The following is a 14570-nucleotide window of genomic DNA, read 5'->3' as shown; positions in this document are numbered from 1 at the left end:
TTTTCCCCCTCCTTTAAATAAACTCCTTCTTTTTTCTAAGAAAACCAAAGGGCCTTCGTCTTTTATGTGCCTTTTTGTCATTGGCAAATTCCATTCCAATATCGTCCGCCCCCGACAATAAAGCATTGGCAACTTTATTTATTGACTGACTAAGCTTGCTTCCTGCCGAACTAATCACAAAAGGAATTCCTCGGTTGAGCGCAGTAACTGCTACCATGTAATCACTAGGTATTTTTGCCCATATGGGACATCCGATTATTTTTTGAACATCCGCAACAGTAATGGAACTAATATCTACAGCACGATTCACAATAAGTCTAACTTTATCTCTTTGTTGTAAAGAGTCCATAAGAGAAAGGCTTAATTTAGAATTTTTCAAAATGGAAATATCAAGACCTGTGACAAAAAGAATCGTGGAAGATGCCTCGATTGCAGTAATTGTTACATCATTAAAATAAGGCGGCGTATCTATAATCACATAATCGTAATAAGTACGCAAAATACTAAGTAAACTTTGCACTTTTTCAGCCGAAACTAATTCAGCATACTCAGGGCTTTTCGGTGCACATAACACATGAACACCACTGGAATGTACAGTCATATAACTTCTTACCGAATCAATATTGAAAGTATACACTTGCTGAACCAATTCAGATATGGTATCTGCCGGTTCTATATCCAAAAACACATGAATATCTCCAAATTGCAAATCCAAATCAATGAGTGCAACTTTTTTCCTTTGCTCTGCCAACTTAACAGCAAGATTTGTTGCAATGGTTGTTTTACCTAAGCCACCCTTAGCCCCGAAAACTGTAACAACCTTTGACATCCATGCGATATTTTGATTTTCGTCTAAAGAGTTTATACGTATCGTTTCATTATGATGGACAGATTTTATATATTCTGCAAATTCTTTGGAGGACTCTGGGAATTCAATAACATTATGAGCACCTGCTTTATTTGCTTTTTGTAAAATATCTACTTCCATACTTTCTACTAATAAAATGACATGCGTTCTCGGTTTATGCAAAATAATACGTTCGGTCAAACTTAGCACGTCTCCACCTTGGGTATCAAGAAACATAATCACTACATCAGGTGATATATTTTCAATTTTATCTAACGTTTGTGAACCACCCGTTGCCACGCCAACAACAACAAGTTCTTCGTCGGTAATCAGTTGTTTTATTTCATCTATTTTGTTTTCAAATTTGCTGATAATCATAGTGTTAATTTTCATTTCTCGTACCCCTTTTTTCGCAATCATTATAAGTGACTTTTCAGTAACGTCCCTTGTTTAAAATTGCTTGATCGGCAAATTTATAATTTTGTCATCCAATGGCGATCTTAAGATAGCAGAAAGACGACCTGTATATTCATAAAACCGAATTTCCATAACCTGTTCAGGAGTAGCTTGGAGTGTAATCGTTGAATAGGATTCATCTTTACTCATGGTATTTTCATTGTTTGATAAATTAGAATCTGTTGCCAAAACAACGACATTTTGAACAATCAATTTTGTAAAAGCAGTATCATTTTGACTATATTGAGCAATAATATCGACACGATTCCCAGGTTCAATCATATATCCAATGCCTGAAATTCCGTCTACAGCCATTGTAACAGCCCTCATTCCGGGTTCTAAGGAATAACCCAATGTACCACTATTCACATCACCCGCTGTTAAAAGTTTTGAGTGGATAATTTGCTCACCCGCAACAATTTCACTTTTTGCAACTTTCCCTAATATTGCAGCCGAATCCGTAATCACACCATCTAATATAGCCTCATCAGGCAATTGAGTTAACGTAAACATGGATTGCGTAATAGGCGTTTCCATGGGGATTGTTTGTGTTGCAACAATAACATCTGTTTTATGGGCTTCATCATTATGAACAATAGATTTTAAAAAAACAAACATTAACACCGAAGTCAATACTGCCGCAAATAACGCAAATATTTTTACTTTTTTCAATATTTTGCCTCCCAAGCCTAATTCAGCTTTTTATTCCATTCTCATCGTACATTCTGCATGTAAATCAATACAGCCGTTCCCATCGTTTAAAAACTCAAAGAACGGCGTAATTAATCCTACTTTCATCGTAATATCAACTTTAATTTGTTCCGATTCCGGCGTTGTAATTTCCACACTAAAATCACTTGAATAATTCCCCATTATTGTTGTAGCTTGCGTTTCAACCGAAGTTAAGCCATCTTCTAGATAATGGACAGCTGCATACCTAGCTACTTCTCTGCAGGCATTGTTTATAAGAATTTGATTTGAAAATATATTTCCAAATTCACAAATCCCACAAAAAACGAGTAAAAGAATAGGCAATACCAATGCAAACTCTACCATCGCCTGCCCTTTTTCATTTTTAAGATGCAACTGTCTCACCACCTCTCCAACCACTATGTATTGTCGGAACAAATCAACTGCCAGACCTAACCCATCGGAATCTTACCTAACATTTCCCAAAATAAAGCTTTTTCATTTGGAAGATGAATTACGTCAGACTAGCACCAATCGTTGTAAACATACCCGCAACTAATCCGCCCAAAGGAGTCAATGTAACAATAGCAACTACTGCGATGGCAGCAATAATTAAACCGTATTCCACCATACCCTGACCACTTTCTTCTTTTTCTAACCATGCAAATAATTTTTCCATAATACTTCCTCCTTTTTAATTAAATTAACCCAGTAATTACCACAGAAGATAAAAATATCTTTCTCCTTTCTCTAAGGTTTTTCCCAGCATTGTTTCTTTTCATTTTTTTGTTTATTTTAACGATACACAGTATCATTAAATTTAAATAATACTTACGTAAGTAAAAATTGTACCGAACATTATAAACGGAGCAAATGGAAATGTACTGTTTTTCACTAATTTTTTAATTAGCAGTCCTCCAACGCAAAATACAAGTAACGTTACACACATTCCCATTACGGCTATCATTATGTTTGGATAACCAAGTATTAATCCTATTGTAGCCGCCAATTTAATATCACCAGCACCAACCTGTTCAAAGCCAACAAACTTAGCAGTAATGATAAAAATAAAACCAACTGTCACCATACACAACAAAGCATGAATTTGTGCTTGCCAACCAAAACACAATACTTGAAAAACAACTCCCAAAAAAAGTATTAGTAACACTAGTTCATTTGGAATCAACCTTATTTTTATATCTATAACCGAAATAATAATAGCAACGGTAAAAAGGATAGCCACTAAAAGAGCGATTAAAAAATTTTCAATTCTACTTCCTGCATAAGCCCACAAAAAACCGTTCAATATTGCAGCAAAGACATGAAATTTTTTATTAATATCACAATTCAGATTTTCACACATTTTTTGCCTGATTTTATAACGAATCATTGCTTTTGATATTGGTCTGATTGCAATTCCTAAAAAAATTCCAAAAATACTAAAAATTACAATCATAAGAATATTCATTTTATCTCCCCTTATCCAAAAACAAAAAAGTGTCCTCCAATATATAAACCATAGGAGCACACTTAAAAATCGGTACACAAAAAAACACCTTAATTTTTAAAGTTTCTGCAACTGGCTGGCATAGCGATAACATCACCTTAGCCCCTATAGCTTTGCGTCATTGTCTTTCAACAATTATGCCTTTAAAAAAACATCATGAAATATTCAATTTTAAAATAACGTACTTTTATCAATGCAAATCCTTTATTTAATTCCATTATACATAAAGTAAATTTTATGTCAACATATTTCAAAAAACTTTTTTATTTTACAATTTTCTTTATTGTATTACATAATTCGACAAAATTTACTTGCTTTATTTTTGTTAAAAATAAACAATCTTTTCTCACCTCTTACCAAAAATTATTCCAATCATACAAGATATTCTTTTTTTACAAGCAAGATTTATCATATTTTAATCATTTAATTTCTATTCTTTATTTAATCCTTATGCGCATACTTTTTGTCTTAATCAATGAATTTATAACAATATAGCCTAGGAAATCTGGTATTATGTCAATATGTGAGTTATCAAAAATAAAATTTAAATCAAGAAATATTAAAATAGCTCCATAAATATGTTTTTCATTTTCTACACTCCATCTTCTTTTTCCCTTCTCTTTGATTATATAAATTCCTGTCGTCTATGAAAAATAATTATAAAAATGTGTCCGTTTCTTTGGCTATATTTTCCTTTCTAAACTTCATATTTCCACTATTACCGCTGAGCGTTTTGGTTTCATAAGGCAACCTTACAAGAAAATTTGTACCTTTGTCTTTTTCGCTTTGCACTTCTATTGTTCCACCACACAACCAAACAATGCGTTTTGTTAAAGTTAGCCCCAGACCATTGCCTCCACTATGTCTAGATTTATCTCCGCAATAGAACTTTTCAAAAATATGTTTTCGTGTTTCTTCCGCTATTCCAATACCAGTATCTTCAACACAAACCAAAATATTGCTCCCCTCATTATTGAGCTTTATCGTAATAATTCCGCCGTTAGGAGTAAATTTAATGGCGTTAGAAAGCAAATTACACCATACTAAAGAAAGCATATTTTTATTCCCGTAAAATCGGATACTTTCCAACTCAATGTCCAGAGAAAGTTTTTTTTCTTCCCATAGTTGTTCTAACGAAAGAATATCGTTACGAATCTGCTCATCCAAGGAAAAGTATGTCTTATCCAATAAGATATCTTGGTTCTCCAATTTTGAAAGCAAAAGTACATTTTCTGTAAGCTTGGAAAGTCGTTTGGAATTTGAGATGATTTTATCAATATAATTATTACGTTCTTCTGTGGAAATTGTTTCATCTTGCAAGAGGGTTGCATAACCATTGATAACAGAAAGAGGTGTTTTAAATTCATGGGAAACATTGGCTACAAAATCATTACGCAATGTCTCAATATTTTTCAGTTCATTTGTCATGATATTGAAACTGTGAATCATTTCGCGAATCTCTTTTCCACATCCAATTTCCTGTAACTGAATATAGAAATCTCCTTTTGCAACCAAAGAGGAAGCATCGCTTAAATCTGTAATTGGTTTTAAAATCCTCTTTCCGATAACTTTAGAAAAAAATATCCCTGTAACAATACTGGTAATTGTAATAAAATAAAGCATAAAAATCGGCTTGGGATTCGTAATATAACCCATTTTTAATGCAATGATAGTAAACGTAGGAAAAATTATAGAGCTGATGGATTGTGTTATAAAAACTGCAATAGTAAATAATGCACTCAACTTCCACTCATACAGTCTTTTCATACTTTTTTCACCGCCTTATATCCTAATCCCCGTACAGTTATGATTTCAAAATCCGGATTTTCTCGAAAACGTTCCCGAAGCCTCCCAATATGTACATCAATGGTTCTTGGATCTGTTTCTGTATCAAGTCCCCATATTTCATCCATTAATTGTTGTCTAGTAAAAATGCGGTTCAATGTCGAAGCCAATTTAAATAGAAGAAGAAATTCCTTCTGGGGAAGCGTTTCTTCTTTCCCTTCATGGGAAATCGTAAAAGAATCATATTCCAGTAATGTGTTGCCCAGTAAAATCTTTTTTTCATTGTTAATCTGTGCTCTTTTTAACAAAGCGCCCGCCCTCAGCAGCATTTCATTAATATTGATAGGCTTTACCATATAATCATCCGCTCCAGAATGAAATCCCTTTTCCATATCATAAAAGGTGTCCTTTGCTGTTATCATCAAAACGGGCTGATCAAATTTCGCATTGCGTATTGCCTGTATAAAAGAATACCCATCCATAACAGGCATCATAATATCAGAAATAATTAAATCAATATAATTATTCTGCAAAATGTCTAAAGCAATATTTCCATTTTCTGCTTCTAAGCACGTATATCCATTTTTGCGTAAAATTGTGCAAAATAAATGTCTCAATTCTTTATCGTCTTCCACTACCAAAACATCAAACATTTTCATTCCCTCTCTTTCTCCATAATTTATCATTATAATACAATAGTATCAATTTAATATTAACAAAAAATAAAATTAATAGAATTTATTTAATTATTAAAATTCTAATAAATATTTAATTGGAAAGTTCATATTAAGTTGATATTTGGTTGATATTCAGTTTAAGTAATCTGTATAGACTTACACTAAAGTTTAATATTGAAATGCCCTTGAACAGAAGCGCAGTTCTTATATTATTTTAATGCACTTTCAAAATTCAAGGAAATAAAAGGAGGAAATCATGAAAAAAGCAACCTACGTTTTAACAGCGGCAATCTGCTCCGGCTTATTGTGTACTGGCTGTGGATCCAGTAAGCCTGTAGGTGCAACAGGCCAAAATACAGTAGCTATTGCTGTGGAGACGGAAGAAATAGCCCCTCAATCCATCGAACGGTATGTCAGCATATCATCCAAAGTATCAGCCGAACAGGAAATTTCCATAATTCCTCAGACGTCAGGGACAGTGAAGAATTTGTACGTAAGCCTAGGTGATGAGGTGCACTCAGGTCAAATCCTGTTTGAAATCGATAATACCAATGCAAAAATACAAGTTCAACAGGCGCAAGGCTCGTACAATACAGCACAATCCAGTATAGATTCCTACAAAATAAAATACGATGATTTGTTAAAAACATTGGAGCAAACACAAAAGCTATATAACGTTGGCGCGGCTTCTCAAAATGAATTGGATGATGCGCAATCAAATGTTGATCAGGCAAAACTCCAGTTAGATACTGCTGAAAAAAATCTAGAATACAGTGCATCTGCATCTTTAGAAAGTGCCCAAAAAGAGTTAAGCGATACAAAAGTAAAAGCAGAAATCAGCGGTATTGTAAGCAGCCTGGATATTGCACAAGGCAGCACTGCCAGTACGCAAAGCCCCGCATTGACACTGGTGAATATGGATAACCTGAAGGTGTCCTTCCAAGTGTCAGAAGACGTTATCAATCTGATTAGGCAAGGTTCCACTGTTTATGTAACAGTATCAGCCGTATCTGACACCCCCATAACAGCGAGTGTCACAGGCGTGTCAACTGCCGCAGACAGCACCACCGGTCTGTATTTAGTTGAAGCTGCGCTACCCAATCCCGACGGGACATTAAAGCCCGGTATGTTTGCCAATGTGGAACTTGTTGTGGAAAAAAATGATAATGTAATCTCTGTTCCTTTGAATACCGTGCTGGAAAAGAACGGAGAGCAGTATGTTTTTACAATCGATGAAAGTAACATTGCGCATAAAATAGGTGTAGAAACAGGTTTAAAAAATAATGATTACATAGAAATCACAAATGGGCTATCTATTGGTGATACGGTAGTTACAAAAGGACAAGATTTTCTCTCAGAGGGCAGCCAAGTAAATATCACTGGCGATGAAGCTGAAACCGTCACGGAAGAACAGGAAAACCAGTCTGAATCCGAAGTTCGCCAGTAAAGGAGTGGATATAGCTTGGATATTACAAAAATTTCAATCAAACGGCCTGTGGCCATTATGATGGTAATGTTTATTGTCTTAATTTTGGGCTTTGTTTCCATCACAAAAATGGAAATGGAGCTTACACCAGAAACAGATATGTCTATGGTTATGATTATGACTACATATAAAGACGCAGGCCCCGAAGAAGTGGAAAGCCTAGTCACAAAAAAAATCGAAAGTGTGCTCGCCAACGTGGAAAATGTTGATTCTATTTCATCTACCTCCTCCGAAGGCAGTTCCAGAGTGTCTGTGGAATTTGATTATGGTACAGATCTGGACACGGCCATCACTGATATGCAAGAAAAGCTGAGCTCAATAGAATCTTCCCTACCTGATGATTGTGGTTCTCCCACTATCATGAAAATGGATATGAATGCAATGCCTATTGCAACCCTCGTTGTAGCTGCCGATGGTATGACTACCGATGAATTGAAGGATTTCGCAGAAGATACCGTTCAGCCTTGTCTGGAAAGACAGTCAGGTGTTGCCTCTGTAGATGTTGTTGGTGGTACCGAAAAAGAAATTACAGTTGAAATCTCTCCAGAGCGCTTGGAGGGGCTGGGGCTAACTATGTCATCCATTGGACAGGTGCTAACACAAGAAAACAGTGATCAGTCTGCCGGTTCTATTGAATATGGTCAGAAAGAGATGACAATCAGCAGCAAATTGCAGATGGAAAGTATTGACGATATTAGGAAAACTCCCATTCAAATTGCAAATGGAACCGTATTAAAGCTTGAAGATATTGCAGATATCAACGAAATTGAAAAGGAAGTAAATTCTATTAGCCGTTATAACGGTAATTCATGTGTTTCCATCTCTGTTACAAAAAGCAGCGATGGCAATACAGTTACTACTGTTAACAACATTAAAAAAGAAGTGGAAACTCTTTCTAAAGAATACCCTAATATTATAATCAGCATTGTAGATGAGTCCGGTAGTGTCATTGAAAACTCAATCATGAATGTAGTAAAAAATATTTTTGTTGGTGCATTTTTATCAATCGTGGTACTCTTTGTTTTTCTGAAAAACATTGAGTTAACAGGCATTATTGCCGTTTCTATGCCCATATCTATTATTGGTACCTTTGTATTGCTGTATTTTTCAGGTACTTCGTTGAATCTGATTTCTCTGGGCGGTCTTTCCGTAGGTGTTGGTATGCTGGTAGATAATTCTGTCGTTATGTTGGAAAATATCTATCGCTATAGATCAACCTTAGGATACGGAAAAATCAAAGGTACCTATAGAGCTGGACGAGAAATTCGTTCCTCCATTATTGCGTCTACATTGACAACAGTCGTAGTCTTTATTCCCTTTATTTTTGTTTCGGGAATGTTGATTCAAATGATGAAAGATTTAGCGTTGGCAATCGTATTTTCTCTGACAATGTCCCTAGTAACTTCTATGACTGTAGTTCCTATGTTGGCAGGAAACTATGTAAATAATATTCATCGAAATAAAGCGCCAAAGCAGCTAAATTTTATCAATACACTGCTAAATGCCTTTGATAAAGGTGTGAAAAAGCTGGATAATGTTTATGCAAAATTTTTAAAGTGGGCTGTTTGGCACAAAAAACGAACATTATTTTGTGTTCTTTTAGTCTTTGTGATTTCCCTGGGAATGATACCTTGTGTAGGAATGGAACTAATGCCCTCCTCTGATGAAGGTACTTTCAGCGTTACGGTTGAAGCACCCAAGGGAAGCAAATTAGAGGCTGTTAACGAACTTTCTCTACAAGTGGAGGAATTGTTAGAGCAAATACCAGAAATGTCATCCATAAATGTTTCCATTTCAGGTGGATCTTCTATGCGAGGCAGTAGTGACGAAAGCAGTATTAGTTGTACCTTGGTAGATAAAAATGATAGAACAAAAAGTACTGAAGAAATCGTAGAAGAAGTAAGAAATATGACAAAGAATATTGCAGGGGCTCAGATTACTGTTTCTGCAAGTAGTCATATGGCTTCCATGATGGGCGGCGGCGTTTCTGTAGAAATTTATGGTGATAATACAGATAAACTGTCTGAAATCAGCGAGCAAGTTGCAACTCAGCTGGTACAAATAGAAGGTGTAAGACAGGTTTCAAGCTCTCTAGAGCAACAGGATACCCAGGTAGGGTTAAAAATTGATAAAGACAGAGCAAGACAATATGGATTAACAGGTTCCGATATTGCAAGTCAAGTAAGTAATACGATTTCAGGATATACGGCAACCACATTGAAAGTAGATGGGACAGAAATGGATATCCGTATTACCTTCCCGGAAGAAAATACATCCAGCCTGTCAAATATTCAAGATATGTCAATTATTACAGGCTCAAGAACAACATTGCCTTTGTCAGCATTGGCAGATATTACCATGGAAGACGTACCCTCCTCCATCAGCAGAACGGATCAGCGCAGATATGTAACAGTTTCTTGTGACATATTTGGCAGAGATACAGGAAGTGTCAACGATGATGTCCAACAGCTAATTTCTCAGCTTAGCATGCCAGATGGATATACGATTAAGCTGGGCGGTACGAATGAAATGATGAATCAGGTCTTTTCTTCCATAGGGTTGGTTATCATTCTTGCCATTGCGCTTGTTTATATGGTCATGGCGGCTCAGTTTGAATCTTTAATCAATCCGTTTATTATCATGTTTACAGTTCCCATGGCATTCACCGGAGCAATTTTCCTTCTTTTCATTACCGGTGAACCCATTAGTATGATGGCACTGATTGCCTGTCTCGTACTTGTAGGCATCGTTGTAAACAATGGTATCGTTTTAATCGACTATATCACAATTTTACGAAACCGTGACGGGATGGAACTGACGGAAGCCGTATTGAAAGCCTGCCCAACCAGAATCCGCCCTATCCTTATGACAGCACTGACGACAATTCTAGGGCAGTTCCCTATCATTTTCTCAACCGGTGCCAACAGTGAAACTCTTCGTGGAATGGGTCTGGTTATTGCAGGTGGCTTGACGACATCTACCTTCCTAACTTTGGTAGTTGTGCCACTTCTATACATTTTCTTCGATAGAATTTCAGTTGGTTTTAGGAAGAAACTTAAATTAAAAGAAAAAGCAAGTCCTTTTGAAGTAGAAAAGGAATGTTGCTGATTTAGCAAAAAATCAGGCAGAAAGAATTGTAAAATAAGGCTATTGTTAGTAATGGTGCCGTTTCCCCCGCTTCCCATTGCAACTTAGACACTGAAGTAATACAACATTTTATCAAAAAATGGATGGCCAACTAACAGATTTTATTTCCCCACAATACATAACACTTTTTGAACCACTCCCACCTATTCAATGAGGGTACAACATGTCACAATATACAAAAAGGTGGGGGCGCATTATGGCTGTAATAACCAGAGCGATATCCTTTATGCTCACCTGAACGTCCATATTTCTCAACATTAACGAGTTCATCAGCCTCATGGTCAAGCATAGTGTTAAGCGTTTCCTCAAAGCAGTTACGCACTAAATCTTTCAATTCGTTATGGATGAATTCCTAATTTATGGATAAGTTCCTGATTTAATTGTATAATGTTTTTCAGACATGTTCTATAGCCTCTTTTGTGAGATTTGGCTGTGATGGCTTTATTTTATTAAACGACTATAGACCATGTCTATTTTTATAAAATTGATTTTACCCAATTAATTATAACCTATCTTCCAGAATCCGAAATACAGAATCTAAAAAAAGTCACCACAAATGCATGATTCAGTTTATCATTGCTATACGTATTATGATTTGAATCAATGTAGTCAATTGATATAGTGCCTTTCGCTGTATATTTTATACAGTTTGATAGAATTTGTTCAATCAAAAACCCCAGCCATTTTCATCACTTACAACAATACCATCAAACGCTTCAAATTCAAAGAAATCTTTTTTCAATAAAATTAATGGAGTAATTTTTAATTGACTGCTGAACAATTTCATATGGATTGCATTTATTTAGTAACATGTCAAAAGACATGTGTCGTAATCCAAGATAATAAAGTGCCATATCCGCATACTGTTCCACTTTAAATAATTCTTGTTTCCTCATTGCAAAACACTCCCCGAAATGATTTCCTTTATTATACATTCACTAAAAACCCTCGACAAACAAAGGGATCGCCCACTACGCATCTTTGTATAATAAAAATTGACTTCTAAGTCATAAGCCATCAACACATCAATTTTTCTGCTATAAAACATATATCTTCATACCATTTTTCAAAAGTTGCATGGCTTGCTATTCTTTGAGGATGATAAAACGAAATAACCGGTGTTCTATTTTCTTTTCCAGGAAAGTGAGTATAAAAATAATTAAATCCATTTATTGGTATCTGCCATTGTGACAAGGTATTTTTATCCAGTATTTCCTCATATAATAAGTCAGCATTTTTTCCCGTCCCACGACCACAGCAAATAATAATATCCGGACAATATATTGTGAGTTGCTCTAAAAGGTATTTGGCGTCCCTTATTGCATATTGACGTATTTCCTTATTATTGGCCTTACTATTTCCACCGACCTTTTTTAGATTTATAAAGCTAATTCTGCTAAGCCAATCCGTTTTGTCTTTTTTAGAAACATGAACGGGGTACTCTCCACCTTCTAAAATTCCCTTCGTCCATCTTGAAACATTGTTCCATGTTTTCCAATATGTGGCACTTGATTCGGATAAAATCCATTCTTTCATATCAACATTTTCATTCATCCAATTTGCTTCCTTTAATACAAATGTAATCTTAATCTTTTGTTTTTTCCATATCTGGGGATTAAAAACTCCATCCTTTACAAAATATTCATAATTTCGTTGCTCTTTCCATCTACTAAATAACTGATTTTCCAAATAAGGTATATCATCATTATAATTTAATTTCCCCATAATTTTTCATACCTTCCATATCTAAAAAACTTTACGGCAATATCTATCATTTTGTATTGCTGCTTCCCACTATATAGACCTGTATCGTTTCTCCACCATCACTTATTCCATACCCTATTTTCATCTGTACTTCCGATTTAACATGTTGCTTAATTGAGATGCGATTTTATTAATAACTTGCATTGATGTATCATGATCACAAGATATATAAACCAAAATATTGGTTGCATCAAAAATTTCAGAAACAAGTTGTTGATTTTCAAACATTTGTTGAATCTCATAATCTAGCTCCGTAAGTGTTGAAAAAGTGACTCCAAAGTATAGAGATGATTCCGTCGTCTACTACCATGAGATACACAAAATACAGCTATTCCCTTCTTTCATTTTCACTTTGAAATTTTACTTAGACAGCCGTTTGGTCTCCCAATTTTTTTAACAAACCTTACCATTTTTTTACTTTTTCATGCGTAACGAAATCATAACAAAAAAGGATATGTACGTAAAAAAATCAAAAATTTGCGTTCATACCCAATAACTCTTATATTAATATATTTCGTTTATAACTTTGCTTTCCCATCCTTTATTCAGTATCCTCTATGTCTTTCCACGAAATATTAAAGCTAAAATGCCATAAAAGTATTACAATTATCAAAGACATTCCAATGTTTAACGCTAAACCAAAGGGGGAAAACTTTAATGCTAAAAAGTGAATACCCGCAGTTACACCGCATAACGCAAACATAAGAAATATTATAGCCGTACTGCTACCATTCTGGGCATATTGAAACTCTTTATAGAAAGGCAATTCTTTCTTTGAAAAGTGAAAAATGGCAAGCATTAATATCAACATGTTAAGAAAAATCAAAGCCAAGTCCGGTAAAATTTTCAATCCGAAAATGCTAATGAAAAGCAAGCTAATAAGCAAAAAAATTGGCACAATGTATTTATACAAAAAACCTTTCAACGCACCCCTTAATACCACCGCCGGATTGTCAACCGGGAGCACCTTATAAATCCATGCGCCTTTGTAATTTTGGCTTAAACTAATCAACTGAAACATTGCAGCAAGTAAAGCAACTGAGATGTACAAATAAAGATAGTACCTTCCTTGCGATATTTCCGCATATGTATCCGAAAAAGACTCCATACCACCAAACAAGCTAAGCAAGAAAATAAACGGAAATATAACCGCCAAAGCCATATTAGGATATATCCTAAGTTTCAATTTTCTTTCATTGTCTAACATTTGCAACGTAAATCTAAAAAAGGCTTTCTCAACTGGATTATGACAAATAATATCAGATACCGTTCGTCGCAGGGATGCTTTTTCCATTGTCGTTCTCTTTGAGCTGTCACTGTTAAGTTTCTGAAGATTCCTTTCAAACCGAGGTGCAACAACAATAACATATAGCGTTATAGCTATGATTGGCACAATGACTCCAACAACACTAAGTAAAACATAATGGCTATTATAGTCATGCTCAATAAAAATACTAAAAGGAGCCGAAAACCATGCTGAGGGTAGCAATATATGCCACCAATGTAGGGGTATGCTTATATTCAGATCGGTAAAATTAAATATTCGTCCTATAAACTGATACATAATTGTCATGAAAATTGTCAAGATAATTTGGAAATAGTTAATGATATCTTTTAACTTTTCGCCGCTAAAAACAGTAAGAATTACATAGTAGAAAAGTGATGTAAACAAAATTACAAATCCGCAGATCAGTATAATTTCAAAAAGCAAAACAAGAAAAAACAAAAATCCATAACGAAATAAGCCTATAATGAGCGCTCCCGCTGTTATGGCCAATGTTATGCTAAAAAGATAAACAACGATATGAATTAATTTTGCAGCACTTAATGTTTTGGCATCTATCGGTCTTGGCAAAAGTATGTTTTTATCATCAATATCAAGAAGCACCGAAGAAAAATCCGAAATCATAGTTGTCATAATCATAAACATAAGCATACCTATTATAATATTCATTTTTAAAAACAATGGAAATGGAGGCAACATAAAAATCCCAATAAAAATACCCATTAATGCGTAAATCAGTAATCCTGATTTAAAAGAATTGGATTCATTATGATTTTTTCCATTCATCATGATTGTGGGCACTCTTCGTTCATCCATAACAAATTTAATTTGCAGAATTTTTCTCAATAACGGATAATCAATTCCAGCAAATTTGAAAATAAACTTAATTTTATCTAAAAATTTTAAAATAGTAAATTCTTTCATTT

The 14570-nt window shown here is 34.8% G+C and carries 11 protein-coding genes, 1 pseudogene and 1 riboswitch; of the genes and pseudogenes, 2 read left to right on the top strand and 10 right to left on the bottom strand.

The features are described 5' to 3' along the window. Positions 1-13 precede the first annotated feature (13 nt). The 7 genes from P9Q65_RS07645 to P9Q65_RS07615 all read right to left on the bottom strand — a co-directional run bounded on the left by P9Q65_RS07645 (position 14) and on the right by P9Q65_RS07615 (position 5938). A complete protein-coding gene (locus tag P9Q65_RS07645; protein ID WP_304508791.1) occupies positions 14-1240 on the bottom strand; it encodes an AAA family ATPase in 1227 nt (408 codons plus the stop codon). A 57-nt stretch (positions 1241-1297) separates the two neighbouring features. After that, entirely contained in the window at positions 1298-1975 is a 678-nt protein-coding gene (gene cpaB, locus P9Q65_RS07640; RefSeq protein ID WP_304508790.1) for a Flp pilus assembly protein CpaB, read from the bottom strand. Between the two features lie 30 nt (positions 1976-2005). Next, complete coding sequence (locus P9Q65_RS07635; protein ID WP_330695295.1) at positions 2006-2389, bottom strand: TadE/TadG family type IV pilus assembly protein; 384 nt, start codon at positions 2387-2389, stop codon at positions 2006-2008. A 118-nt stretch (positions 2390-2507) separates the two neighbouring features. Further along, a complete protein-coding gene (locus P9Q65_RS07630) occupies positions 2508-2672 on the bottom strand; it encodes a Flp family type IVb pilin (protein WP_304508788.1) in 165 nt (54 codons plus the stop codon). A gap of 141 nt (positions 2673-2813) precedes the next feature. Next, the gene (locus tag P9Q65_RS07625) at positions 2814-3461 is read right to left on the bottom strand and encodes a prepilin peptidase (protein WP_304508787.1); all 648 of its coding nucleotides are present in this window, start codon (positions 3459-3461) and stop codon (positions 2814-2816) included. 103 nt (positions 3462-3564) lie between these two features. Continuing rightward, positions 3565-3652: riboswitch (cyclic di-GMP riboswitch) on the bottom strand. Positions 3653-4157: 505 nt separating this feature from the next. Beyond that, positions 4158-5267, bottom strand: coding sequence for a HAMP domain-containing sensor histidine kinase (locus tag P9Q65_RS07620; RefSeq protein ID WP_304508785.1), 1110 nt, complete (start codon positions 5265-5267; stop codon positions 4158-4160). Beyond that, positions 5264-5938, bottom strand: coding sequence for a response regulator transcription factor (locus P9Q65_RS07615; RefSeq protein ID WP_304508814.1), 675 nt, complete (start codon positions 5936-5938; stop codon positions 5264-5266). Before P9Q65_RS07615 ends, P9Q65_RS07620 begins: the two co-directional genes overlap by 4 nt. A 280-nt stretch (positions 5939-6218) precedes the next feature. On the opposite strand from P9Q65_RS07615, the gene P9Q65_RS07610 reads away from it, so the two are divergent. Both P9Q65_RS07610 and P9Q65_RS07605 read left to right on the top strand, forming a co-directional pair. After that, positions 6219-7409, top strand: a complete 1191-nt coding sequence (locus P9Q65_RS07610) for an efflux RND transporter periplasmic adaptor subunit (protein WP_304508784.1) — start codon at positions 6219-6221, stop codon at positions 7407-7409. Positions 7410-7424: 15 nt separating this feature from the next. Continuing rightward, positions 7425-10556: an efflux RND transporter permease subunit gene (locus tag P9Q65_RS07605; protein WP_304508783.1), complete on the top strand. Its 3132-nt coding sequence runs from the start codon at positions 7425-7427 to the stop codon at positions 10554-10556. Between the two features lie 232 nt (positions 10557-10788). Here the strand turns inward: P9Q65_RS07605 and P9Q65_RS13435 are convergent. From P9Q65_RS13435 to P9Q65_RS07590, 3 genes and pseudogenes are all read right to left on the bottom strand, one after another. Beyond that, positions 10789-10993: pseudogene (locus P9Q65_RS13435) on the bottom strand (transposase); the annotation flags it as partial. A gap of 619 nt (positions 10994-11612) precedes the next feature. After that, positions 11613-12320, bottom strand: a complete 708-nt coding sequence (locus P9Q65_RS07595; RefSeq protein ID WP_304508782.1) for a hypothetical protein — start codon at positions 12318-12320, stop codon at positions 11613-11615. A 580-nt stretch (positions 12321-12900) separates the two neighbouring features. Next, positions 12901-14568: an ABC transporter permease gene (locus P9Q65_RS07590; RefSeq protein WP_304508780.1), complete on the bottom strand. Its 1668-nt coding sequence runs from the start codon at positions 14566-14568 to the stop codon at positions 12901-12903. Positions 14569-14570 lie beyond the last annotated feature (2 nt).

Source organism: Anaerotignum sp., assembly GCF_030625865.1.
Taxonomy (GTDB): Bacteria; Bacillota; Clostridia; order Lachnospirales; family Anaerotignaceae; genus Chakrabartyella.
Note: the sequence above shows the minus strand (reverse complement) of the source record. Positions and strands in the feature narration are given on the sequence as shown.